The 22,672-nt window shown below is 72.5% G+C and carries 24 protein-coding genes; 15 read left to right on the top strand and 9 right to left on the bottom strand.

What is annotated here, in order from left to right; translation table 11 throughout:
* Nucleotides 1-286: 286 nt before the first annotated feature.
* The 7 genes from ACZ6JT_RS06790 to ACZ6JT_RS06760 all read left to right on the top strand — a co-directional run bounded on the left by ACZ6JT_RS06790 (nucleotide 287) and on the right by ACZ6JT_RS06760 (nucleotide 5,437).
* Nucleotides 287-610, top strand: a complete 324-nt coding sequence (locus tag ACZ6JT_RS06790) for a hypothetical protein (protein WP_469207873.1) — start codon at nucleotides 287-289, stop codon at nucleotides 608-610.
* 25 nt (nucleotides 611-635) lie between these two features.
* Nucleotides 636-1,496: a helix-turn-helix domain-containing protein gene (locus tag ACZ6JT_RS06785; RefSeq protein ID WP_469207871.1), complete on the top strand. Its 861-nt coding sequence runs from the start codon at nucleotides 636-638 to the stop codon at nucleotides 1,494-1,496.
* A gap of 82 nt (nucleotides 1,497-1,578) precedes the next feature.
* Nucleotides 1,579-1,785 carry a hypothetical protein gene (locus ACZ6JT_RS06780; RefSeq protein WP_319728744.1) on the top strand — a complete coding sequence of 69 codons (207 nt, stop codon included), beginning with the start codon at nucleotides 1,579-1,581 and terminating at the stop codon, nucleotides 1,783-1,785.
* 80 nt (nucleotides 1,786-1,865) lie between these two features.
* Nucleotides 1,866-2,435: a MauE/DoxX family redox-associated membrane protein gene (locus tag ACZ6JT_RS06775; RefSeq protein WP_469207869.1), complete on the top strand. Its 570-nt coding sequence runs from the start codon at nucleotides 1,866-1,868 to the stop codon at nucleotides 2,433-2,435.
* 19 nt (nucleotides 2,436-2,454) lie between these two features.
* The gene (locus ACZ6JT_RS06770) at nucleotides 2,455-2,988 is read left to right on the top strand and encodes a TlpA family protein disulfide reductase (RefSeq protein WP_469207867.1); all 534 of its coding nucleotides are present in this window, start codon (nucleotides 2,455-2,457) and stop codon (nucleotides 2,986-2,988) included.
* A gap of 14 nt (nucleotides 2,989-3,002) precedes the next feature.
* Nucleotides 3,003-4,889: an ABC transporter ATP-binding protein gene (locus ACZ6JT_RS06765; protein ID WP_469207865.1), complete on the top strand. Its 1,887-nt coding sequence runs from the start codon at nucleotides 3,003-3,005 to the stop codon at nucleotides 4,887-4,889.
* Between the two features lie 11 nt (nucleotides 4,890-4,900).
* On the top strand, nucleotides 4,901-5,437 hold the full coding sequence (locus ACZ6JT_RS06760) for a S26 family signal peptidase (protein ID WP_469207863.1): 537 nt from the start codon (nucleotides 4,901-4,903) through the stop codon (nucleotides 5,435-5,437).
* A 47-nt stretch (nucleotides 5,438-5,484) separates the two neighbouring features.
* Here the strand turns inward: ACZ6JT_RS06760 and ACZ6JT_RS06755 are convergent, their stop codons facing one another.
* The 9 genes from ACZ6JT_RS06755 to ACZ6JT_RS06715 all read right to left on the bottom strand — a co-directional run bounded on the left by ACZ6JT_RS06755 (nucleotide 5,485) and on the right by ACZ6JT_RS06715 (nucleotide 13,511).
* Nucleotides 5,485-6,135 (bottom strand): hypothetical protein, encoded by a 651-nt coding sequence (locus tag ACZ6JT_RS06755; protein WP_469207861.1) that lies wholly within the window; start codon nucleotides 6,133-6,135, stop codon nucleotides 5,485-5,487.
* A gap of 219 nt (nucleotides 6,136-6,354) precedes the next feature.
* On the bottom strand, nucleotides 6,355-6,603 hold the full coding sequence (locus ACZ6JT_RS06750) for a DUF6059 family protein (protein ID WP_469207858.1): 249 nt from the start codon (nucleotides 6,601-6,603) through the stop codon (nucleotides 6,355-6,357).
* 4 nt (nucleotides 6,604-6,607) lie between these two features.
* Nucleotides 6,608-8,188, bottom strand: coding sequence for a tryptophan halogenase family protein (locus tag ACZ6JT_RS06745; protein ID WP_469207856.1), 1,581 nt, complete (start codon nucleotides 8,186-8,188; stop codon nucleotides 6,608-6,610).
* A gap of 38 nt (nucleotides 8,189-8,226) precedes the next feature.
* Nucleotides 8,227-8,958, bottom strand: a complete 732-nt coding sequence (locus ACZ6JT_RS06740) for a tryptophan 2,3-dioxygenase family protein (RefSeq protein WP_469207854.1) — start codon at nucleotides 8,956-8,958, stop codon at nucleotides 8,227-8,229.
* A 44-nt stretch (nucleotides 8,959-9,002) separates the two neighbouring features.
* Entirely contained in the window at nucleotides 9,003-9,854 is an 852-nt protein-coding gene (locus tag ACZ6JT_RS06735) for an alpha/beta fold hydrolase (protein ID WP_469207852.1), read from the bottom strand.
* 75 nt (nucleotides 9,855-9,929) lie between these two features.
* The gene (locus ACZ6JT_RS06730) at nucleotides 9,930-11,138 is read right to left on the bottom strand and encodes a cytochrome P450 (RefSeq protein WP_469207850.1); all 1,209 of its coding nucleotides are present in this window, start codon (nucleotides 11,136-11,138) and stop codon (nucleotides 9,930-9,932) included.
* The gene (locus ACZ6JT_RS06725; protein ID WP_469207848.1) at nucleotides 11,135-11,719 is read right to left on the bottom strand and encodes a flavin reductase family protein; all 585 of its coding nucleotides are present in this window, start codon (nucleotides 11,717-11,719) and stop codon (nucleotides 11,135-11,137) included. The genes ACZ6JT_RS06730 and ACZ6JT_RS06725 overlap by 4 nt, the downstream gene beginning before the upstream one ends.
* Nucleotides 11,716-11,973 (bottom strand): phosphopantetheine-binding protein, encoded by a 258-nt coding sequence (locus ACZ6JT_RS06720; RefSeq protein WP_469207846.1) that lies wholly within the window; start codon nucleotides 11,971-11,973, stop codon nucleotides 11,716-11,718. Before ACZ6JT_RS06720 ends, ACZ6JT_RS06725 begins: the two co-directional genes overlap by 4 nt.
* Before the next feature lie 2 nt (nucleotides 11,974-11,975).
* Nucleotides 11,976-13,511 (bottom strand): class I adenylate-forming enzyme family protein, encoded by a 1,536-nt coding sequence (locus ACZ6JT_RS06715; protein WP_469207844.1) that lies wholly within the window; start codon nucleotides 13,509-13,511, stop codon nucleotides 11,976-11,978.
* A gap of 787 nt (nucleotides 13,512-14,298) precedes the next feature.
* Between ACZ6JT_RS06715 and ACZ6JT_RS06710 the strand changes: the two genes are divergently transcribed.
* The 8 genes from ACZ6JT_RS06710 to ACZ6JT_RS06675 all read left to right on the top strand — a co-directional run bounded on the left by ACZ6JT_RS06710 (nucleotide 14,299) and on the right by ACZ6JT_RS06675 (nucleotide 22,660).
* Complete coding sequence (locus ACZ6JT_RS06710; protein ID WP_469207841.1) at nucleotides 14,299-15,366, top strand: cytochrome P450; 1,068 nt, start codon at nucleotides 14,299-14,301, stop codon at nucleotides 15,364-15,366.
* Nucleotides 15,367-15,583: 217 nt separating this feature from the next.
* Nucleotides 15,584-16,336 (top strand): fumarylacetoacetate hydrolase family protein, encoded by a 753-nt coding sequence (locus tag ACZ6JT_RS06705; RefSeq protein WP_469207839.1) that lies wholly within the window; start codon nucleotides 15,584-15,586, stop codon nucleotides 16,334-16,336.
* Entirely contained in the window at nucleotides 16,333-17,364 is a 1,032-nt protein-coding gene (locus ACZ6JT_RS06700) for a polyprenyl synthetase family protein (RefSeq protein ID WP_469207837.1), read from the top strand. The genes ACZ6JT_RS06705 and ACZ6JT_RS06700 overlap by 4 nt, the downstream gene beginning before the upstream one ends.
* Before the next feature lies 1 nt (nucleotide 17,365).
* A complete protein-coding gene (locus tag ACZ6JT_RS06695) occupies nucleotides 17,366-18,364 on the top strand; it encodes a UbiA family prenyltransferase (RefSeq protein ID WP_469207835.1) in 999 nt (332 codons plus the stop codon).
* A 39-nt stretch (nucleotides 18,365-18,403) separates the two neighbouring features.
* Nucleotides 18,404-20,128 carry a prenyltransferase/squalene oxidase repeat-containing protein gene (locus tag ACZ6JT_RS06690; RefSeq protein ID WP_469207833.1) on the top strand — a complete coding sequence of 575 codons (1,725 nt, stop codon included), beginning with the start codon at nucleotides 18,404-18,406 and terminating at the stop codon, nucleotides 20,126-20,128.
* Nucleotides 20,125-21,432, top strand: a complete 1,308-nt coding sequence (locus ACZ6JT_RS06685) for an FAD-dependent oxidoreductase (protein WP_469207831.1) — start codon at nucleotides 20,125-20,127, stop codon at nucleotides 21,430-21,432. The genes ACZ6JT_RS06690 and ACZ6JT_RS06685 overlap by 4 nt, the downstream gene beginning before the upstream one ends.
* A gap of 68 nt (nucleotides 21,433-21,500) precedes the next feature.
* The gene (locus ACZ6JT_RS06680; protein ID WP_362859830.1) at nucleotides 21,501-22,367 is read left to right on the top strand and encodes a TauD/TfdA dioxygenase family protein; all 867 of its coding nucleotides are present in this window, start codon (nucleotides 21,501-21,503) and stop codon (nucleotides 22,365-22,367) included.
* A gap of 80 nt (nucleotides 22,368-22,447) precedes the next feature.
* Nucleotides 22,448-22,660 carry a LuxR C-terminal-related transcriptional regulator gene (locus tag ACZ6JT_RS06675; RefSeq protein WP_469207829.1) on the top strand — a complete coding sequence of 71 codons (213 nt, stop codon included), beginning with the start codon at nucleotides 22,448-22,450 and terminating at the stop codon, nucleotides 22,658-22,660.
* Nucleotides 22,661-22,672 lie beyond the last annotated feature (12 nt).

The following is a 22,672-nucleotide window of genomic DNA, read 5'->3' as shown; positions in this document are numbered from 1 at the left end:
TGGAACCGGTTCTCGAGGGAGAACCCCGGCTCCGCCAGGGGCTTCTCGCGTGCCGCCGCACGAGCGGCGCCGAGCACATGAGAGCAACCGCTCCGGAGCGGTTGCTCTCACCCGGTCTGCCTTCCGTGCGCGGCGGCCGGCCGGAAGACTCGTCACCGGGAACAAGGCGGGCCTGCCTCCCCCGTACACCGACCGAGTGATCCCCCTCGACCTCAGAAACGAGGCCTGCCGTGTTCTTCGTCTTCTTCGGCCTGATCTGGGACTGACCGGGGTCGTGCACCTCGTCATGACCCTCGTGTTCCTGTCGGCGCCACCGGACCGACCCGTCCGGCGCGTCGACCGCCACCTCGTCACCGATGTCATCTGGGCCACCGCGGTTCCCGCCGACCGGCTGGAGCACGTGTACGCCGGCTGCGCCGAAGCGCGCCTGGACATCGCGCTGTTCCTCCTGGCCGCGGGCGCGGAGGAAGCCGCTTCGGCCGGCGAGCGGATCGTCCGCAGAGCCCTCGCCGTGGCGCCGGCCCTGGCCGGCTGGCGAATCGACCCGGTCCCCTTCGAGGGAACCCACCAGGAAGGAGAGAATCCTGTTACAGACGGCCATCCGTGGTGAGGACGGCGCGGCACCGATCACGAACGTGCCCGCGCTGGCCTTCCGCTCGCTGCAAGTGCTCCGGACCCCGCACCTGATCCGTGGGGCCGATCCAGGCCTGTTCCACCTGGCGCTCCCGCTGCACGGCAGGCCCCTGCTGACCCGTGCGGGCCGGGAGAGCGTGCTCGAGCCCGGGGAGATGGTGCTCTACGACGGCTCCCGGCCGTTCCGTTCGGTGGTGACGGCGCACCCGGATCCCGCCGAGCTCATCCAGGTCCGGTTCCCGGGGGCGCTGCTGCCCGTGCCTGCCGCGCGCATGGAACGCCTCGCGGGCGAGCGGCTGTCCGGCCGTGAGGGGATCGGCCCGCTGCTGACGGACTTCCTCGTCCGCCTGGTCAGGGACGCCCGGCACTACCGGCCGGCCGACACCGCCCGGCTGGGCGGCGTCCTCCTCGACCTGTTGACGGCCCTGCTCGCCCACGAGCCGGACGCCGGGGACGGCGCGGCGCCCGCGTCGTACCGGCGTGCGCTGATGCTCCGCGTGCAGGGCTTCGTGGAGCGGCACCTCGGGGACGCCCGCCTCTCGCCCCGGGCGGTGGCGGCGGCCCACCAGATCTCCGTCAGCTACCTCTACAAGCTCTTCCAGGAGGAGGGGCTGACCGTCGCGGGCTGGATCAGGGAACGGCGTCTGGAGAGCTGCCGCCGCGACCTGTCCGACCCGCGCCTGGACTCCCACCCCGTCCACGTGATCGCCGCGCGCTGGGGCTTCCTCAGCAACGCCCACTTCAGCCGGGCCTTCCGCACCGCGTACGGGATGTCGCCGACGGAGTACCGGCAGACGGCCGCGCTCCCGAGCGGCGTACAAGAACCGTCAACAAGCGTGCTCGTGCGGTCAACGACACCCTGACGTCGTTCCGACATGCTCATGACATATCGCCGCAGGCACCACGACGGAGCGGTGGCCACACCACGACAGAGAAGAGACCGACATGTTCGCCAAGATCGAAGCCATGGGCGCCGCCCTGCTCGAGCGCGTCGTCCCCACCGTCACCGCGGACGCCGCCGCCGCGCCCGGCTGGTACAGCTACGGCGCCTGCTGGCAGTGCAACAACGGCCCGTGGGGCCACTTCGGCTACAACGCCCCCTGCGAGGCGTACTGGAACGGCGCCAAGTTCACGCGCGGCATCTGCGGCTGAACCCGGAACACGCACGGGTGAAACACCGCCCCGCCGCCGCAACGATCCGGTGGCGGGGCCCACCGCCGAAGGGAACGCCCATGTCCTCGTTCGAGATCGCCGTCCGGAGCCTGCTCGGCACGGTCTTCCTGGTCTCGTCCCTGAGCAAGGCGCGCGACCGGGCGGCCTACCGGGGGTTCGTACGGTCCTTGGCCCACATGCGCGTAGGACCCCCGGCCCTGGACGAGCCGGCCGCGAGGGCGGTCCTGGCCGCGGAGTTCGCTACCTGGACGCTCCTCGCGGTACCGGCCGGCCCGGCCGGCCGGCTGGGGCTGCTCCTCGCGACGCTGCTGCTCGCCGCCTTCACGTTCGGGATCGTCCGGACCCTGCGCCGACGCTCTCCCGTGGCGTGCAACTGCTTCGGGCTCTCCACCACACCCGTCGGCGCGCGGCACGCCGTACGCAACGTCCTCCTCGCGGCCGCCGCCCTCGGCTGCCTGGCGGCGCCCGCCGCGGGCGGCCCGGCAGGCGCGGGCCACGCGCTGGTGGCGGCGCTCGCGGGCCTGGTCACCGGCCTGGTGACCACCGCCCTCGACGAGATCGTCGCGCTCTTCCGGCCCCTGCCGGACACCCGCACCCCCCGAGCGCCCGTCCGCCCGTCCGCCCCATGACCGAACCCCAGGAGTCCCGATGTACGTCCTGACAGCGGCCGTCGTGCTGCTCTCGGCCCTCTGCCTGCTCAACATCCTGCTGACCGTCGGCGTCGTCAAACGCCTGCGCGAACACACCGACATCCTCGCCCCCATCCGGCAGCAGGCCGGAATCCGGCCCGGAGACGAGGTCGGGGACTTCCAGACCGTCAGCGTCGACGGCCGGCCGCTGGAGCGCGGCTCCCTGGCCGACGACACCGTCGTCGCCTTCTTCGCCCCCGACTGCCAGCCGTGCAAGGTCCTGCTCCCCGAGTTCGTCCGCTTCGCCGAAGCCGACGCGTCGGGCCGGGACCGCCGGATGGCCGTCGTGATCGGCACACCGGAGGCCTCCCAGGACCTCGTGGCCCTGCTGAACCCCGTCGCCCACGTCGTCGTCGAGGAACCCCTCGGCCCCGTCGGAACCGCCTTCCGCACCTCCGGCACACCGACCGTGCTCCGGGTCGCCGCCGCCCGCGGCCGGACCGTCGTGACCTCCGACCGGGTACTGGCCATGCCCGCCGCGACAGCGGTATGACCAGGGGCGATCGCATGCGCGCCACACCGTCCGGGCTCCTGCGGACCCTCCGGCTCGCGGCCGCGGCCCTGCTGCTGGTGGGGAGGACCGTCCCCTGGCACCTGTCGGCCTTCGCCGTGGTAACCCTCTGCCGGGGGGCGTTCCCGCTGGCCGCCGCCTGGCTCATGAAGACGCTGCTGGACGACCTCGTCCAAGGCGTCGCACCGTCCGGCCTGGTGGGACTGGCGAGCGCCCTCGCCGTCGTCGGCGTGGCCTCGGCGGTCATCCCCCAGCTGTCCCGGTACCTGCACGCCGAGCTGGACCGCAGGACCGGCGTGGTGGCCATGGACCGGCTGTTCGCCGCCGTGGACCGGTCCATCGGCATCAGCCGGTTCGAGGACCCCCGCTTCCTCGACGAACTGCGGCTGGCCCAGACGGCGAGCCGCAGCGCCCCGGTCCAGATCGTCAGCGGGGGACTGGACATCGCCGGCCAGGTGCTCCCCGTCCTCGGATTCGCGGCCTCCCTCTTCGCGCTCAGCCCGGTCATGGCCCTCGTCGTCCTGGCGGCCGCCGTCCCGGCGGTGATCGCGGAATGGCTGCTCTCGCGCCGGCGCGCCCAGCTGGTCATGGACGTGAGCCCCATGGAACGCAAGGAGTTCTTCTACAACCAGCTCCTGAGCACCGTCGAGGGAGCCAAGGAGGTACGGCTCTTCGGGCTCGGCGGGTTCTTCCGGACGTCGATGCGCCGAGAACGCCTCGCCAACAACGCGGCCCGCAAACGCATGGACCGCAGGGAACTGTCCGTGCAGTTCTGCCTGGAGGGCGTGGCCGCGGCCGTGTCCGGCGGCGGCCTGCTGTGGGCCGTGGGCGCCGCGCGCGACGGCAGCATGACGGTGGGCGGCATCGCGCTCTTCGTCGCCGCCGTCACCGCCGTGCAGGGCGCGCTCGGCGCGCTGGCCACGCAGATGGCGTCGACGGCCGAGGCGCTGCTCCTCTTCGGGCGCTACCGGGCCGTCACGGCCCTGGGATCCGACCTGCCCCTGGCCGAGCGGCCCGCACCGCTGCCCTCGATGCGCCGCGGTATCGAGTTCCGGGACGTGTGGTTCCGGTATTCCGAGCAACTGCCGTGGGTGCTGCGGGGCGTGAACGTCTTCATCCCCCACGGCCGGGCCCTCGCCCTGATCGGCCTCAACGGCGCGGGCAAGTCCACCTTCGTGAAGCTGCTGTGCCGGCTCTACGACCCCACGCGGGGCGCGGTCCTGTGGGACGGGGTCGACATCCGGGAGATCGACCCGGCCGAGCTGCGGTCGCGGATCGGCGCGGTCTTCCAGGACTCCATGCACTACGACCTCACCGCCGCGGAGAACATCGGACTGGGCGACCTGGAGGCACTGGGCGACCGCCCGCGCATCCGGGAGGTGGCCCGCCGCGCGGGCATCGACGGCGTGCTGGCCGCGCTGCCCCAGGGCTACGACACCCTGCTCTCCCGCACGTTCACGACGGCACCGGACGACTCCGACCCCTCGGTGGGCGTCCTCCTGTCCGGGGGACAGCACCAGCGGGTCGCCCTCGCCCGCGCCCTGATGCGGCACGACCGGGAACTGATGATCCTCGACGAACCCTCCTCCGGCCTCGACGCCGAGGCCGAACACGAGATCCACGCCTCGCTGCGGAGCTTCCGCGCCGGACGCACCAGCGTGCTGATCTCCCACCGGCTCGGCACGGTGCGGGAAGCCGACGTCATCGTGGTGCTCCGGAACGGACGGATCGTCGAGCAGGGCGACCACGAGGAACTGCTGGCGGCGGGCGGGGCGTACGCCGACCTGTTCCACCTGCAGGCCAAGGACTACCGGGACGGGGCCCCGCACCAGGCCCCGGCGGTCCGCGATACGGCGGTCCGCGATACGGCGGTCCCGCGGTGAGGCCCCGTCCGGTGCGCGCCGCAGCCCGCCGCGGTTCCGGGCGCGGCCCCTCGTACGATCCGGCGGCCGGGGTGATGCCGAGCCGGCAGGAGCTCGACGCGCTCGCGGTGTCCTGGCCCTCGCCCCGGACCCCCGCAGCGCACGGATCCCGGCTCGGACGGCTCGCGCGGACCCTCACCGCGCTGCCGGCCCGCCGACTGGTCCTGGTCACGGTTCGGGGCCGCAGCATGGAGCCCACCCACCACGAGCGGGACCGGGTCCTCGTGGTCCGCGGCACGAAGGCCCGCCGGGGCCGGGTCGTCGTGGTCGCCAACCCGCGGACGGAAGGGGCCCACCTGATCAAGCGGGTGCTCGCCGTGCCCGGCGACCCCGTGCCGCGGGACCTCGTCCCCGCCCTGGCCGGCGTACCGGAGCGGTACGTGCCGCCCGGCAGGCTCGTGCTCGTCGGCGACAACCCCGGACACAGCCTGGATTCGCGGCAGTTGGGCTACTTCCCGGCCTCGGCCGTCCTGGGCCGGCTCCTGCGGGACCTCTGGCGCCGTCCCTGACGGCGCATCCGCCTGCCGGCCGGCACCGGCCGGTCTACCCTGGGACCTCAGGGGGTACGGGCGTGAGGGACGCACTGCTCAGGGAACTGACCGACCGGATCCGCGACTTCGGCGACGGCGAGGCGCCGGGCGCCGTGCTCGACGAGGCGGGGGCGAGGGCCGCCGCGCAGCTGCTCGGGCTCGCGGGCCTGGAGCGGGGCGACCCCCGGGCGGTGGACACCGACATCCTGCACACCGTCGCCGCGTACCACTGGGCACGGTCCCTCGCCCACGGTGACGCCGAGCTGTCCGCCGGCCAGCAGGCGCGGGCGATGGAGGTCTTCGCGCTGCTGTTCGCGGCCGACCACCGGCGCGTACCCCGCGCCCTGTGGCCCCGGCTCACCGAGGTGACCGGCCGCGACCCGTGGCAGGATTCGGTGGACCATGCGAGCGACCTCGTCATGGATGTGGAGGAGGGCGGCGATCCTGCCGCCCTCGACGAGGCGGTGCACCTCCTCCATGGCGCGCCCGCCGGTCCCTACCGTGACACCACGCTCGGCCTCGCCCTCCGCGGGCGTGCCGCGGACCCCGCCCGCCTGGCGGCCGCCCGCCTGGCCGACGCCGACGCGGCCGTGGAGCTGCTCGCCCGCGTGGCTGCGCTCCCCGAGGAGTCGCCCGGTCGCACGGCCCGGCGCTGCGTCACCCTCGCCTCGGCCCACACCCAGCGCTTCGCGCCCTGCGCCGAGCCGGGTACCTCGCCTCGCCCTCATCGTCCGGACCCCGGCGGGCGCTCCGACGCGGGCCCACGTCACGGTGGCGGCGACGGTCCGACAACGCCGCCTCGGCCTGATCCCGTATCGTGCCGAACTCCCCCCTGCCCTGCGCACAGATCGCCGTCCGCTGACAACGATCGACGCATCGGCGTACCGGCCGGAGCCCTACGAGCCGCGGGCTCCGGTGGTGAGTTGGCTCCACAGCGCCCGCTCGGCGGGGGAGGGCGGGAGGTCGGGGACGAGGGACTCCGGGTGGCAAGGGCCGGGGAGCGAGGGGCGCTCCGGCGGGTGGGCCTCGTCCGCGGTGATCCATTCCAGGGGCGGTGTGAGGCCCCAGAGCGTGCCGAAGGCCATGAACCCCGGCTGCATCCACTCCGTGAACCTGACCAGCCAGTGTCGTTCTCGGTGCGCCATGCGATCAGGCGCCCGCGGGGGTCCGGCCCGCGGCGGCGGCGTGCTGGTGCGCCAGGTAGGCGTACTGGCTCGGCAGCCGGTCGACGAGGGTCTTCGCCTGGTGGCGCACCAGCTCGAACTCCCTGACCGCCTCGGCTTCGTCGAGCCTGCCCAGCACCGGGAGCGCCGGGACCCGCAGACCGCCGAGGCCCAACAGCATCGCGGTGTACGAGTAGGGCTCGAAGCCGTGGAAATAGGGGTAGACCGAGTCCGCGTCGGGCAGTTTGGTGCGCCACTGCTCGATGCGCTCGGCGAGGCCGTCCGGCAGCGGACGGGTCTTGGTGTCCCGCCAGTACTGGTTGTCGTCGCGGGCGGCGGCGTAGTAGTGGAGGACGAGGAACTCCCGGACACCGTCCATGACGCGCCCGACCTGCCGGTTGTACGCCTGACGCAGGCGGTCGTCGTCCTCCCGGTCGGGGAGGTGGCGCACCAGCTGTTCGATGGCGTTCTGGATGAAGAAGATGCCGGTCGACTCCAGTGGTTCGACGAACCCGCTGGAGAGCCCGATCGCCACGCAGTTCTTCACCCAGGACTGCGCGCTGCGCCCGATCCTCATCCGGATGTGGTTGACCTCCAGGTCGTCCGCCGCCGGGCCGACGAACTCCCGCAGGGTCCGCTCCGCGCCCTCCTTCGACAGGTAGTCGCCCGCGTACACGTACCCGGTGCCCAGCCGGTCGAGCAGCGGGATCGTCCAGATCCAACCGGCGTCCTGGGCGGTGGCCGTGGTGCACGGGCGCATTCCCCGCGAGGCCACGTCCACCGGTACGCGCAGGGCCACCGCGCTGTCGTTGGGCAGACTGTCCTGGTACGAGAGGAAGGGCACGCCCAGGGCCTGGTTCAGCAGCCTGCCGCGGAAGCCCGTGCAGTCGACGAACAGGTCTCCGGCGAGTTCGCCGTGGTCCTTGGTGAGCACGTTCCGGATGTGGCCGCGCTCGTCGAGGCGTACGTCGAGGACGTGGTCGACGACGTGCCGGACGCCGCGCTCGGTTCCGTACCGGGTGAGGAAGCGGGCCAGCAGGGTGGCGTCGAAATGGTAGGCGTACGGGAACTGCGTGCCCTGGCCGGCCGGCGCCGCGCGGTGCATGGGGCGGTCGCCGCCGGCCGTGACCTCCTGCTCGAAGATGGTCCCGTCGAGGTACCGGGGCGAGCTCTTCGCCTCGCACAGCGCGGCCAGCACCGACGTGTCGCGGTCGTACCGGTCACCCGGGCGCAGGTGCAGCCACCAGTCGGCCAGCGAGAAGCCCCCGACGGACCGCGGGCGTTCGAACGGGTGGTAGAAGTGGTGCCCCTTGGCCCGCCAGTCCTCGAAGCGGATGGCGAGCTTGTACGAGGCGTGGCACTCGGGCATCCACTCGTGCTCGGCCAGGCCGAGGAACTCGAAGAAGTGCCGCACGGTGCTGAACGTCGCCTCGCCCACCCCGATCGTCGAGACGTTCTCCGATTCGACGAGGGTCACATCGATCCGCTCGCCTAGGGCGGCCTTGAGGTAGGTGGCGGTCATCCACCCGGCGGTCCCGCCGCCGACGATTACCACACGGGAGATCATCTGGTCCTCACCTCGGTTTTCCGTAGTCGAAGGGGTCGTCAGCCGGCGCTGCCGGCGAGCTCCGGAGCGTGCGACGCGCCCCGGTGCCGCCGGAGCTCGGCGAAGGGCAGGACGATGCGCCGCACCAGGTGGTCGACCCCGCTGCTGCCGCCCGTGCCGGGCTCGTCGCCGACCATCCTCGACATCAGACCGAGGTGGGCGACCTTCCAGCGCCAGAATCCGTCGCCGACGTCGAGCAGCCCCTCGCCGACGCGGTACAGCCCGCCCTCGTCGTTCCCCGGGCGGCACACCTGGGCGACCGAGGCGCCGCGGCAGGCCGCGGCGGCCGCGAACGCCTCGTACAGCGCGCCGGCCCGCCGGCCGTCCCCGATCAGCCGGGTGAGCCGGGCGAACTGCTCGGACTGGGCCCCGCTCGCGGTGCCGAGGTACGGCCGGAACTCGGCGAAGTGCCGTAGGGGCAGCCGCTCCAGCACCAAGACCTGTTCGTGCAGCACCCGGAGCAGATCGCCCGCCCGCCGCAGGAGCTCCACGCCGGTCTCGATGCCCTCGGGGCCGGACTCCGGCGCGAGGGCCTTCACCACGGCGTCGAGGTCGGCGATCACCTGCTTGAGCCACAGCTCGCAGGACTGGTGCGCGACGATGAAGAAGTGCTCGGACAGTGCCACCGCCCGGTCGGCGGTGGCGGGCGTACGGGGAGTCTGCAGCGAGAGCAGGGTGTCCACCTGCAGGTAGTCCGAGTAGGTCGGATCGGTCGTGGTCAGATCGGTCATGGGTCACTCCGGGTGCAGCACGCGGTCGATGGCACGGCGCCGGCTCAGGCCGTCTCGGTGAGCACCTGGCGCAGGAGACGGACGAACGGCTCGGGCTCGCCCTGGAAGCCGGTGTGGTCGCCGGGGAACTCGAAGAGCTTGGTGCCGAGCTCCTCGGCCAGCGCGGTCGCGGACCGGTGGGAGAGTTGACCCTCGGCGGCGGCACCGCCCGCCACCACGATGCGGTCGGCCACGGCCCGCAGCGCGGCCCGGTCGGGGCGGTGGAGAGCGGTGGGGCGCAGGATGTGCAGGAAGAACCGGTCGAGGATGGCCCGGACGTCGTCCGGCGGGGTGAACGACTCCAGGTCGGTCACCTCGTGCCGGCCGCCGCCGGGCGGCCGGGAGAAGCGCTCGACGCCCGTCAGGGCGGCGTACTTCTTCAGCGCCGCGTTGCGGCCCTCGCCGGCGTAGGTCGCGTAGACCTCTTCGATCCCGGCACGCAACTCCACCCGGTCCGGCAGCAGTTCGACCAGGGGTGCCTCGTGGGCCACGAGGGTGCGGACCTGCTCGGGGTGGCCGGCGACCAGCGCGAGGCCGATGGAGGCACCGCCGCTGCTGCCGAAGACATACGCCGGCTCCCCCCCGAGCGCCTCCAACAGGCGGTGCACGTCGTCGGTCAGCAGGTCGAGCGTCACCTCCGCGTCCGGGTCCTCGACGGTGCTGCGCAGGATGCCGCGGGGGTCGTAGGTGACGACGGTGAAGTGCTCGGCGAGCAGCGGTGTGATGGTCGCGAATCCCCTGCTGCCCATCGGCGCACCGACCAGCAGGAGCAGCGGGCCCGCTCCGCTGGTCTCGTAGCAGATACGTGCGCCCGGCACGTCCAGCGTGCGTGCGGTCGGGTCGGTGGTCGTCGCCATGTCCGGCTCGTCCTCTCTCTGGTTCTCGTGGTCTGTGTCCCGCAGACGCGGGCGCAGCGGCGGGCCGGCCCGTGCTCAGGCCCAGCTCAACCGCAGCGGGAGCCGCTTCGGGCCGAAGATCCCGCGCGAGTCGTGGAACTCGACGTCCGGGCCGGCCGAGAAGCCGCTCCACCGGTCGAGCATCATCTCCAGCGCGATCCGGGCTTCCAGGCGCGCCAGCGGAGCGCCCACGCAGAAGTGGATCCCGTGCCCGAAGCTGAGGTGCGGGTTGGGCGTGCGGCGGAAGTCGAAGCGGTCCGGGTCGGCGAACCGGTGCTCGTCCCGGTTGGCCGAGGACAGCCAGGTGACGACGATCCGGCCCGCCGGCACGGTGTGCCCGCCGATCCGGACGTCCCTGCTGGTCCTCCGCGTCATGGGGGCGAGCGGCGCGCGGTGGCGCAACACCTCCTCGATCGCGGTGGGCAGCCCGCCCGGGTCCGCGCGCAGGGCCCGGGCGGCCTCGGGGTGCTCGGACAGGGACAGCACGGCGTTGCCGAGCAGCACCGTGGTGGTGATGTGGCCGGCGAGCAGCAACAGACTGACGAAGCCCACCATCTCCTCGTCCTCCAGGCGCTGGCCGTCCACCTCCGCGGCGGCGAGCGCGCTGATCAGGTCGTCCTGGGGCCGGGCGCGCCGGGAGCGGATGTGCTCCAGGCAGTAGGGGTTCATCTCGCGCATGACCGCGGCCATGGACTGCACGCGCTGCTCGTTCGGGATGAGGCCCCCGGTCTGTCCGTCCGGCGACACGAGGGCTTCCGCCCACCGCCGGAAGGTCTTCCGGTCCTCGGCCGGGATACCCAGGAGCTCGGTGATGACGATGACGGGCAGCGGGTAGGCCAGGTCCGAGACCAGTTCGATCCGCTCGGATCCCCGCATGTCGTCCAGCAGCTCGGCGGTGATCTCGGCGATACGGGGTGCCAGCCGGGCCACCACACGCGGCGTGAACGCCTTGCCCACCAAGGCGCGCAGCTTGCGGTGGTCGGGAGGGTCCTTGCGGATGAGGTTGCCCCGGGAGAAGAGGTCGACGTCCTCCTGGGAGGGGGTGAGATCGCTGAAGTCCGAGGAGAAGGTGACCGGGTCGGCCAGGATCTGTTCCGCCTCGGTGTACCGGAAGACGTGCCAGACGCCGGCCTGCTCGTCGTGGCTGACGGGCTCCTCCTTCCTCATCCGCCGAAACCAGGCCAGTACGGTCTCTGCGTCTCCGGACTGGTCGGCCAGCCCGGCCCCGCGTTCGGCTGCGGTCATCGCGGTATCCCCCTCGTTCGGTCGGCACGGTGGTCCTGGCCGGTCGCAGGCCAGGCGGAGAACTCCCGGAGGCCGTAGAGCAGCGGTGTGTCCGGCCGGACGTCCACCGCGGCCACCTCGCCGAGGACGACCGTGTGATCGCCGACGTCGAACAGCGAGGAGACGGCGCATTCGGCGACCGCGAAGGCGTCCTCGACCAGCCGCGGGAGTCCCTCCGCCCCGGTCGGGCGCCAGGTGACGTGTGCGAAGCGGTCCTCCACCGGGGAGGCGAAGACCTCCGCGGTACGGCGCGCCCGCGCGTGCAGCAGGTTCACGGCGAACAGGCCCCGGGACCTGATCGCGTCGAGGGTGCTGCCGTGTGTCTTCAAGCTCACGAGCAGGGTCGGCGGATCGAGGCTCACGCTGCTGAGCGAGGAACAGGTGACTCCGCGGGGCGACCCGTCCCGGCCGGTGCTCGTCACGACGGTCACCCCGGCGGGGAACGAGCTCATCAGCGACCGGAAACCGGCTCCGTCGACGTGGCACCGGTCGACGGCGCGCGCCGGCTCGGGGCCGGCGGCGGCGGTGGGAAGGGGTTTCACTCCGACCGTCCGGTCACGGACTCGGCGAGGGAGAGAAGCGAACTGAAGGCGGAGGGGGGCCGGTCCGCGTCCCATTCGACTCGGAACTCGTTCTCCAGACGGTCCAGGAGGATCGTCAGGGTGAGCGAATCGACGCCGAGGTCCAGCAGCGAGACGTCGCGGGGGACCGGCGTACCGTCGGGGAGCTCGTCCCAGACCTCCACCAGGAGGGACTCGAGTCGGGTGAGGACGTGTTCCAGCTCGGTGCTCGCCATGCTCACTCTCCCTGCGTCGGTCGGGCGGTCGGGGCGGCCGCTTCGGCCGCCGCCGCGCGGAGGCTGCGCCGGTCGATCTTCCCGGCGTTGTTGCGCGGCAGCTCCGGCACGGTCAGGAACTCCACCGGCCGCTTGTAGCGGGCCAGTTCTCGGATGGTGAGGTCGCGCAGTTCGCCGGCCAGCCCCGGATCCGGTCCGTCGGTCACGACGCAGGCGTACGGGAGCTCGCCCCAGTCCTCGCTCGGAACTCCGACGACGCACGCCTCGCGTACGGCCGGATGGCCGAGAAGGACCTGTTCGACCTCGGCGGGATAGACCTTCTGGCCGCCGCGGACGATGACGTCCTTGACGCGGCCGGTGAGGTGGATGTAGCCCTGCTCGTCGACCGTCCCGAGATCCCCCGTGCGCACCCAGCCGTCGCGCACGGCGTCCTCGCTCGCCGCGGGGTCCGCCCAGTAGCCGCGCATGACGGCCGGACTGCGTACCCAAAGCTCGCCGATCCGCCCGGTGGGGGAGGGGTGTTCCCGGTCGTCGCGGCTCCGGACGACCGTGCCCGCGGTGGCCCGGCCGATCGACGCGGCCCGGCCCCGGGCTTCCCCCGGTGTGTAGTCGTGGTCGGCGGGAGGCAGGGTCACCACCGGGCCGCCGGCTTCGGTCAGCCCGTACAGCTGGCGGAACCCGCATCCGAGCGCCTCGTGGGCCTCGAGGAGCAGCGACCGGGGCATCGGCGCCGCACCGTAGACAACCTCTTGGAGGCCGGTCATCCGCTCCGGCGCGAACCCCTTGGCCCTGAGCAGGAACCTGAGCATGTCCGGGACGACGAACAGGTGGGTCACCGCGTCCCGGCGGATCGTGGCGAGACACTCCTGCGGACTGAACATGCGCATCAGCGCCACCGTCGCGCCGGCAGCGAGGTAGATCAGGGGGATCACCATCGCCCCGTGGGAAAGTGGCCCGCAGTGCAGGAAGACGGTGTCCTGGTCCGTCCGGACGTCGGCCAGGTAGCCCAGGGCCACGGAGCGCAGCGAACGGTGGTCCACACAGACGCCCTTGGGCCGGCCCGTCGTCGCCGACGTCTGCAGGATGAACATCAACTCGTCGTCGGGAACCTCGCCGTCGGGCAGGTCGGGTTCGCGGGAAACGGCCTGCCGGTACTCCTCACTCTCGTACCGCAGCACGGGCAGGCCGTGGCCGAGATCCGCCGTACCGGGGAGCCCCGCCTCGCCGATGACGGCCGCGGCCTCGAACCTCCGCACCGCGGAGGCCACTTCCCCGGCCACCGCCCCGTAGTGGAGCGGAACTGCGGTGGCCCCGATCTTGCCGAGGGCGAAGTAGGTCTCCAGCACCTCCAGGCGGTTGTGCGAGACGACCACGACCCGGTGGCCGCGGCCGATACCCAGGCCGAGGAGAGCCGTGGCCAGAGCGTCGGTCCGCCGGTCCAGCTCGGCATAGGTGCATTGCCTCTCGCCGTCGCGGACCGCAATCCGCTCGCCCTGGCGCTGCCGGCCTCTCTCCAGTAGTTGAGCCATCCATGACATGGATGAACACCTCCCCCCTCTCTCGGTATTCCTGGTCCTGATCGGCAACAGGCACATTGCCGGGACAGGGGTTGCGCCAACAACCCTCACTTTGCTGGGGTACCCGATCGGGCATTCGTCTGCTAATGGACCGACTCCGCGCACGCGGGCCGACGTCGGCGATCCTCGCCGGGGCTCCGGAAAATGAGTTGCGAATAGAGGGGAGTCGTGAGCTATTCACGCTCGCGTCCACGCGGGCCCGACGGCGGGCGAAGTATAGCCAATCCTAAGGGACTTGGGTACCCTCCAAAATGAGGGTTGTTACGTCGTGGGTCCCTCGGCGATGTTTCTATTGATACGGAAGCGGTACAAGCGCGAGATGTTCTGGCGGGTCGGCTCCCCGACTCCGCCCTCATCGCTGCTTCGTTGCCGAAGAGTTGCGATCGTACGGGGGTAGTGAGATGGCATCTGATATTCCGAAACAGGGTGCTCCTGGTTTCCCGTGGACCCGTTCGGCGCTCCCGGGCCGAGCCCGAGTCTGAGGCGCCGCCGGCCTCCGGTCATTTCCTCTTCACACGTCCACCGGTATTCCCTGTCACCTGTGCCGCGCGGTGTCCGACATCGTGGGCCGCTTCGGCGCGCGCTCCGTCGCGAACGCGTGCAGATCGGAATTCAGTCTATGGACCACATCGCCGATTACCCGAGCTCGGCCGACCATGCGGGGGAAGTCCCGCAAGAGCTGGAACGGTTACGCCGGGCGGATCCGGTCTCCCGGGTCCGCCTGCCGGACGGGAGGACCGCCTGGCTCGTGACGCGCCACGAGGACGTGCGGACGGTGCTCTCCGGGGCGGGCTTCACCCGCGACCTGTCGGCCGCTGCCGGTGGCGCGCGGCCGGCAGCCGGTGCAAGCCCCATGCGAACCGTGAACATGGACGGCCGTCCGCACCTCGAACTCCGCCGTCTGGTCTCGAAGGCCTTCGGGGTCCGCCGGATCGAGGCGCTCCGCCCGCGCGTGGCGGAGCTGACGGACGGCCTGCTGGACGCCCTGGAGAAGGACGGCCGACCCGCTGACCTGGTCCGCCACGTCGCCGCCCCCCTGCCCGCCCTCGTCATCTGCGAACTGCTGGGCGTCCCGGTCGCCGACCACGAGGTGCTCGGCCACTGGTGCGACCGGATCACCACGGTGGGCGCCGATGGTGTCGACCAGGAGGCGTGGCGGGAGCTCAGCGGCTACGTGACCCGCGCGGCCGACGCGAAGCGCGCCGCGCTCGGGCAGGAAGCCCCGCCGGACGAGGACGTGCTGAGCACCCTGGTCCGCGCGCACGACGAGGAGGGGGCGCTCACCCAGGAGGAACTCGTCACACTGGTCATCGTGGTCCTCGCGGGAGGGCTGGAGACGACCCAGACCGCGATCAGTGCCGGACTGCTCCGCCTCTTCCGGCATCCCGATCAGCTGGTGAGACTGCGCGACGACCCCGGGCTGCTGGACCCGGCGATCGAGGAACTTCTCCGCCACCAGCCGGTCATCGACCTGAACCGGGTCCAGGTGGCGACCGAGGACGTCCGGCTGGGCGGCCGGCTCGTGCGCGCCGGCGAACTCGTCCAGATCTCCGTCAACGCCGCCAACCGGGATGACGAGGTCTTCCCCGACGCCGCGCGGTTCGACGTGGGGCGCCGGCCCAACCCGCATCTGGCGTTCGGCCACGGAGCCCACCACTGCCTCGGCGCCGCCCTGGCGAGGGTCGAGATGCGAGCGGTGTTCTCGGCGATCCTCCGACGCTTCCCCGACATGCACCTGGCGGTGCCCCCGGAGAGCCTGCGCTGGCGCGGAGGCCACGTCACCTTGGGGCTGACGGCGCTGCCCGTCGCCTGGTGAGGCCACCTCACCGGGTGAGGCGTGCCCGCCGCATCTGACGGCATCCCGTCACCCGGCGTGGACGGGCCTCCCCGGTGACGGCCCTCCCCCCTCGTCCGTCCTCGTCTGTCACGGCCAGGAAGGAAACCTGCACATGCTTGTCTGTCGATATATCGATGACGGGCGGCCCCGTTACGGCCGCCTGGAGCTTCGTGGGGACGGCAGCCACGTCGTTCCCGTGGCGTACGACCGGGCGGCCGGCCGCTGGGTGGAAGCCGACGGCCCGGCCCGCCCGCTCCCGGAGGTCACCCTCCTGCCGCCCGCCGAGCCGAGCAAGATCGCCTGCGTCGCGCTCAACCGGGCGCCCGAGGGTCACGTGCCCGGCGCCGGCGGCCGGCCGGCCGGCGCCGCCTCGTGCGCGGTCGTCCTCAAACCGCCGTCCTCGCTGACCGGCTCCGGAGACACCGTCGTCCATCCGGGAAGCGCCTGGGAGCTGAAGTACGAGGCCGAGCTGGCCGTCGTGGTCGGAGTGCGCTGTACGCGGGTCCGGCCCGGGGACGCGGCCCGCGTGGTCGCGGGGTACACCTGCGCCAACGACCTCACGGCGTACGCGCTGCCCGCCGCGGACGATTCGGACGGGGCCGCGCGGACGCCGTACCCGCCCGTGTGGGCGAAGCACTTCGACGGGTTCACGCCCCTCGGCCCCTGGCTGGCCACGGACCTCGATCCGGCGGACGTGGAGATCACTTGCGCGGTGGACGGCGAGACCGTCCGGCGTGCGACGACCCGTGACCTCCTCACCCCCGTCCACGAGGTGATCGCGGCGGTCAGCGAGCACATGACGCTCTTGCCCGGAGACGTGATCCTCACCGGGACACCGGCGGGGTCGGGTCCGCTGTCGCCCGGCAGCCGCGTCGAGGTGTCCATCACGGGCATCGGCACCCTCACCACCACCATCGGCAAGCCGGAAGAAAGGCAGTGCGAGGGATGACGACCGTCAACAACATGACCCGCCCCGGGGAGTCGGGGCTGTCCAGCCTGACCTCCTTACTCTCCGGCGGCGACCTGCTGCAACGCGAGCTGACCGCGATCTGGAGCGGACGCCGCGAGCCGCTCGGCGCCATCGCCGAGCACGCCCTGGTCCCGGCCGGGAAACTGCTCCGGCCCCTCCTGGTGCTGGAGTCGGCCCGGTGCGTCGGCGGGTCCCCGGCAGAGCTGACCGAACTGGCCCTGGCCATCGAGTACCTGCACGTGGCCACGCTGATCCACGACGACATCATCGACGAGGACGACATCCGGCGCGGGCGCCCGTCCGTCCAGGCGGCCTTCGGCATCCCCGCGGCCATCGTGGCCGGCGACGGTCTGATCCTGGAGACCTTCGCCGCCCTCACCGGCGCCCGGCCCGCGGGGGTCTCGGCCGCCGACATCGTGGCGGTCACGTCCATCATGGCCTCGGCCGGGGTGGGAGTGTGCCGCGGACAGCTGCTGGAGTCCGAGTTCGTCGGCGACCTCGACTGCGGCGTGGACCAATACGTGACCATGGCTCAGCTGAAGACCGGGGCGCTCTTCGAGGCGGCCTGCCGGATCGGTGCGGTGCTGGGCACCGACCGCCAGGACTGGATCGACGCCCTGGGCACCTTCGGCATGCGGATCGGGACCGCGTTCCAGGTCCGGGACGACCTCCTGGCCTTCGACGACTCCTCGGCGCTCATCGGCAAGCCGCGCGAGAGCGACCTGGAGAACCGGCGGCCCACCCTGCCGATCCTGCTGAGCTACCAGCGTGCCTCACCCAGCGAACGCTGGGAGCTGGAGCGGGTGTTCCGCGAGGACTCCGCGAGCGAGGAGTCCTTCGCCGTGGTCGCCAAGATCGTCGAGAGCACCGGAGGCCGCGAGGCGGCGCAGCAGTTCGCCGCCGACCTGGTCGCCGACGCGAAGGACTGCCTCACGAGACTGCCCGCCGGCGAGAGCACCGAGACGCTCGCGCAGATCGCGGACTACTCGTCCGGCCGCGCGTTCTGACGTGGCCGGCACCCCGCTCGGCCGGACGCTCGGCGCGCACCTGCACACCTGGCGGCCATACACGCTCTGGTATCCCGGTCTGGTCGGTCTGGCCGGCGCCACCCTGACCGCCGCCGCGCACTCCGCCCCGCTCTCGGCCGCGCGGATGCTGGTCGCCTGGCTGGTCCCCACCGCGGTCTGGACGGCCGCGCACTACCTGGGCGACTACCTCGACCGGGACCTCGACGCCATCGACAAGCCGCAGCGGCCGATCCCCTCGGGCCGGATGCGACCCCCGACAGCGCTCGCCTGCGGCGCCGTCCTGGCCGCGGCGGCGACCGTCGTCGCGGTGCTCCTCAACTGGCACACGATCCTGCTCCTGGCGGTCGGAATCGGAGGGGCGATCGCGTACAACGGCCTCTTCAAGGCCCGTGGGATCTGGGGCAACATCGTCCGCGGCGCCCTCACCGGCGCGGCGTTCGTCTTCGGCACGATGACCGCGGCACCGTTTCCGCCGGCCGGACTGCTGCTGTTCGCCGCGGTGTTCTGGGCGCACGACGCCGCCTCGAACCTCGTCGGCACCCTGCGCGACGTCGCCGGGGACCGCGAGGGCGGATACGCCACCTTCGCCGTGCGCCACGGCCTGCGTACGGCGGCGCGTACGGCGGCGGTCCTCTACGGCGCGGCCGTCGCGACGGCGCTGGCGGGGGCGGCGGTGGTACCGGGCCGGGAGACCGGCTACCTCCTGCTGGTGCTGCTCGCCGCGATCGGCGGATGCGGAGCCTTCCGGCTGCTCCTCGTCCCGGGGCGCGCCCTCACCCCGCGCGTCGCCCTCAGCTCGCACGAAGTGCTGGTCGCCGAGCGCCTCGTCCTCGCCGACGCCCTCCTCGTGCCGGGCCTCGGGCTGCCGGCGGCACTCGGCATCCTCGCCCTGGCACTCGTACTGACCATCGGCACCCAGCGGACGATGCGTTCCCGGCACGAGTTCGCACCGGGGGACCGCGCACCGTCCGCCTCATGAACCGACCGACCCCTGGCGGGGAGAAGGAGAACGCATTCCGTGTGCTCAGCTCTGGACAGTCGCGTCGAGGCGTCGATCACGCAGGCCGCCGACGCCATGTTCGCCCTACAGCGCCCCGACGGCTCCTGGCCCAACCGGCGGCCCACCGCCGTGCTGGGGACGGCGGGAGCGGTGGCCGCCCTGCACATCGCCGACCGCGAGCGCTCCCGTGATCTCGTCGATGGCGGAGCGCGGTGGCTGCTGGCCGCCAGGAACGCCGACGGCGGCTGGGGCGGAGTCGGCGGCGCCCCCACCCAGCTCGTCCCCACGGTGATCGCGGCGGCGAGCCTGCACCTGCTGGATCCGGCCGGGCACCGGGAGCCCGTACGCCGCGCCCTGGACCTGGTGCGCGCGCACGGCGGAGTGGAGGCGCTCGCCGATCCCGGCATCGCCCACCTGGCGAGGACGTTCCTCGCCCTCGCGGGCCTCGGGGACGTCAAGGGCTCACGGCGCATCCCGCTGGAGCTCCTCCTCCTGCCCCGCCGGCTGTGGCGCGGCAGGCTGTCCTTCCGGGTGGCGCCGTTCGTCGCGATGGCGTTCCTCCAGGCGCACCTCGCCCCGCCGGCCGGGCTCGGCCGCCTCCTGTACCGCTCCGCCCGGCGGGCCGGTCTCCGCACGCTCGCCCGGGTGGAAGCGGGCGAGAACGAGCGCGGCGGATACGGCGGGGACAACTGGCTGGTCGCCGTGGTGTGCCTCGGTCTCAGCGGCGCCGGGGCCCCCTCCGCGATGACCGCGGACACGGTCGACTACCTGCGCTCCCACGTGCAGGCGGACGGCTCCTGGCACATCATGCAGGGCCTCGACCTGATCGGCGGATCCTTCGTGGCCCGCGGCCTGGCCCAGGCCGGCTACGCCCGTGACGAACGCCTGGCGCGGGCACGGCAGTGGCTGCGGGACTGCCAGCAGGACCAGCCCTTCCCCGTGTTCGATGCTCCGCCCGGCGGCTGGGGGTGGGAAGGCCCGCGCGGCTGGCCGAACTTCCTCGACAGCGCCAACGTACTGTCCGCCCTCCAGACCGGCGGTGAGACAGAAGGCGAGGAGCAACTGCGCCGCGGGCTGCGCTGGCTCCAGTCCCGGCAGGACCGTACGGGCTCGTGGGGGACCTTCGTCCCCGACACCACACTCGCCAACGACGGCCCCTGCCCCTACGTCACCGCACAGGCCGTCGACGTCGCCCTGACCGGCGGCGCCTCCCCGGACCACCCAGGAGTGCGCCGGGCCCTGGCCTGGCTGCGTGCCCGCCAGCGGCCGGACGGCACCTACGAGGCCCTCTGGTACCGGGGGCTCATCCCCGGGACCGCCATGGTGCTGGTGGCCTTCGGCCGTGCCGGGCTCACCGCCGATCCGGTGGCCCGGCGGGCCCGCGAGGCCCTGCTGCGGGCCCAGCTCCCCGACGGCTCCTGGGGGCCGGGCGACACCGGGATCCTCGGCGACGACCCCGCGCGGGGGACGGTGGAGGAGACCGCCTGGGCCCTGCGGGCACTGCTCGCCGGCGGGGTGCCGGCCGACGACCCCCGGATCCGGCGTGCGGCGGACTGGATCCTGGCGGCGCAGCAGCCGGACGGGCTGTGGCCGGCGAGTCAGGTCTGCATGCACGTCCGCAACCTCGCCTACTACGTGGACGGACTCATCGTGAACGGTCTCGCCCTGACGGCACTGGGCGGATACCGGTCCGCTCTGGCCACGACCACGACCACGACGGCTGCCGAGAAGGAGGAGGTGTGAGGGGCCCGGGGCAGGGACACGTGCGGGAGACGAACCCAGCCGAGGAGGCCGGTGTCGTGATCTGCGGGGCCGGAGTGGCCGGCCTCGCGGCGGCCTGCGCGCTCGGCCGGCAGGGCGTGGACGTCCTGCTGCTGGAGAAGCAGCGCAAGCAGCCCCCGGTCGCCAAGGGCGAGGTGCTCCAGCCCGGTTCGCTGGACCTCCTGCACCGCTGGGGCGTCCTGCCGGCGCTGGAGACCCGGCGGGCCGTCCGCCTCGACCGGCTCGTCGCCCGGCGCGCCGACGGCAGCGAACTGCTCACCATGGACTTCGGGGCGCTCGACGGCCAGCGGCCCTGGATGCTCTCCCTCGACTACGCGGCGATCCTGGAATGCCTGGAGGAGTCGCTCGGCGCCGTCGTGCGCCGACGGCGCGGGGTACTGGTCAACGACCTGGTCAGGGACGGCGGAGGCCGCGTCGTGGGGGTGCGGGTCACCGAAGGCGGGAACGAGCGCGAGATCCGCGCCGGGGTCGTGCTGGCCGCCGACGGCAGGTCCTCACGCCTGCGCCGCCTGTCCGGGATGACCGCGGACCCGGTCGCGTACGACCACCGGCTGCTCTCCTTCGAACTCGAAGGGAAGCCGACGGCGGACGACGAGGTCTCCGCCTACGTCACGGACCGCGGGCTGGTGATGGTCTATCCGCTGCCGGACGAGCGGATCCGGGTCTACGTCCAGGTCGCGGCGGACGAGCTGCGCAAGGCGGACCAGGCGCGGCTCCAGCAGTGGTGCGACGAGCTCCTCGCCGACGTGCCCGCCCTCGCTCCGCTCGCCACGGCGCTGAAGGGCGGCCTGGACAGCCGGCAACTGCTGCCGGTCTTCCAGTTCCGGGCGCCGTCCCTGGTACGGCCGGGCATCGCGCTGATCGGTGAGGCGGCGCACGGCGTGCACCCGCTGGCGGCCCAGGGCATGAACACGGCCATCGCCGATGCCGCCGCGTTCGCCTCCCGGCTGGCCGCGGTGGACCTCACCGATCCGGCCGCCGCCGATGCCGCGCTGCGCGCGTACGAGGGCGAACGCCTCGGCAGCGTCAAGGCGATCCACACCATGAGCCACAACGCCGCGCGGATGATGACGAGCACCTCGCGCGGCGGCCGGATGCTGGGCCGGCGCCTGCTCACCGGAACGTCCAGGAGCCCCCGGCTGCGCCACCTGACGACCTACAACATGTCGGGCCTCGGCATGCGACCGCTCACCGCTCTGGACCGGCTGGTCCAGCTCGGGCTGCTGCCCGACCGGAGGGCACGGCCCGTCGGCGGGGCCGGGTGATCCGCCACCGCGGACCGAACGAGCACGACCCATACAGGGGTTGGAAGACGAGTGAAAGGGTTGCAACCATGTCGAACTTACGCGGGACGGCCTTCGAAGTCCGCCCGTTGACCGCTGCTCTCGGCGCGGAGATCCACGGCCTGCGACTGGAGGCCGTCACCGACGAGGAGTTCGCCGAGCTGCGCCGTCTGCTGCTGGAGCACCTGGTTCTCTTCATCCCGGACCAGCAGGGATGGTCGCCCGAGGCGCGCACCGCCTTCGGCCGCAGACTCGGCGAACTGGAGGTCCACCCCTACCTGCCCCACCTCGACGGACATCCCGAGATCCAGATCATCGACTCGGAGCAGGACGGCAAGATCCCCATCTGGCACACCGACATGACCTACTCGCCGAACCCTCCGATCGGGTCGATCCTGCAGATCGTGCGCAGCCCCGGTGTGGGGGGCGACACCATGTGGTCGAACCAGTACCTGGCCTACGAGGCGCTCTCCGCCCCGCTGCGGGAACTGCTCGACGGGCTCACCGCCGTCCACGCCATCCACATCCCCGGACTGGACAGCCGGGCCGAGCACCCCGTGGTCCGGGTCCACCCCGAGACGGGCCGCCGCTCGCTCTTCGTCAACCGGGCCCACACCTCGCACATCGTGCAGCTCAGCCGGACCGAGAGCGATGCGCTCCTGCAGTACCTCGCCGAGTTCTCCACCTCTCCGCAGTTCACCTGCCGGTACCGGTGGCGGCAGGGGGACGTGGCGATCTGGGACAACCGGGTCACGCAGCACTACGCCGTCGACGACTACGAGCAGCGCCGCACGGGTCTGCGAGTCGTCGTGCTCGGCGACACGCCCACCGGGAACGAGGCCCGGTGGGCGCGGTACGAGCCCAAGCCGGGCGAGCGCTACGCGCCGGCCCGGATCAATGCCAAGGAGTCCTACTGACGGCCTTTTCGCGACGGATCCGACGGACAGCTCGATCTCATATGCGTTCATGCGCAGGCTAAAGCGAGGTGTTGAGTGACGTGTTAGGAACATCGCAACTACTCACCCCCAGGCAGACCGAGGTGGTCCGGCTCGCCGTTCTGGGCCTGACCGCGAAGGAAACCGCCCGTCGACTGGGCATTTCGAAGAACACGGTGGACGAGCACCTGCGGGACGCCCGGCTGCGGGTCGGGGCACGCACCAAGTCGCGGCTGATCGGGTGGGCGGTCGCCTCCGGGATCGTCCAGTTCTGACGGTCCGTTCCC

This window comes from Streptomyces sp. NPDC046308, assembly GCF_055588065.1.
This window is presented reverse-complemented; position numbering and strand designations above follow the sequence as displayed.

Excerpts from the sequence above, each read along its gene's own strand:
- ACZ6JT_RS06745 (WP_469207856.1), bottom strand. The coding sequence starts at position 8,188 with ATGATCTCCCGTGTGGTAATCGTCGGCGGCGGGACCGCCGGGTGGATG.
- ACZ6JT_RS06735 (WP_469207852.1), bottom strand. The coding sequence starts at position 9,854 with ATGGCGACGACCACCGACCCGACCGCACGCACGCTGGACGTGCCGGGC.
- ACZ6JT_RS06770 (WP_469207867.1), top strand. The coding sequence starts at position 2,455 with ATGTACGTCCTGACAGCGGCCGTCGTGCTGCTCTCGGCCCTCTGCCTG.
- ACZ6JT_RS06730 (WP_469207850.1), bottom strand. The coding sequence starts at position 11,138 with ATGACCGCAGCCGAACGCGGGGCCGGGCTGGCCGACCAGTCCGGAGAC.
- ACZ6JT_RS06715 (WP_469207844.1), bottom strand. The coding sequence starts at position 13,511 with ATGTCATGGATGGCTCAACTACTGGAGAGAGGCCGGCAGCGCCAGGGC.
- ACZ6JT_RS06775 (WP_469207869.1), top strand. The coding sequence starts at position 1,866 with ATGTCCTCGTTCGAGATCGCCGTCCGGAGCCTGCTCGGCACGGTCTTC.
- ACZ6JT_RS06740 (WP_469207854.1), bottom strand. The coding sequence starts at position 8,958 with ATGACCGATCTGACCACGACCGATCCGACCTACTCGGACTACCTGCAG.
- ACZ6JT_RS06680 (WP_362859830.1), top strand. The coding sequence starts at position 21,501 with ATGTCGAACTTACGCGGGACGGCCTTCGAAGTCCGCCCGTTGACCGCT.
- ACZ6JT_RS06765 (WP_469207865.1), top strand. The coding sequence starts at position 3,003 with ATGCGCGCCACACCGTCCGGGCTCCTGCGGACCCTCCGGCTCGCGGCC.
- ACZ6JT_RS06750 (WP_469207858.1), bottom strand. The coding sequence starts at position 6,603 with ATGGCGCACCGAGAACGACACTGGCTGGTCAGGTTCACGGAGTGGATG.
- ACZ6JT_RS06700 (WP_469207837.1), top strand. The coding sequence starts at position 16,333 with ATGACGACCGTCAACAACATGACCCGCCCCGGGGAGTCGGGGCTGTCC.
- ACZ6JT_RS06790 (WP_469207873.1), top strand. The coding sequence starts at position 287 with ATGACCCTCGTGTTCCTGTCGGCGCCACCGGACCGACCCGTCCGGCGC.
- ACZ6JT_RS06720 (WP_469207846.1), bottom strand. The coding sequence starts at position 11,973 with ATGGCGAGCACCGAGCTGGAACACGTCCTCACCCGACTCGAGTCCCTC.
- ACZ6JT_RS06780 (WP_319728744.1), top strand. The coding sequence starts at position 1,579 with ATGTTCGCCAAGATCGAAGCCATGGGCGCCGCCCTGCTCGAGCGCGTC.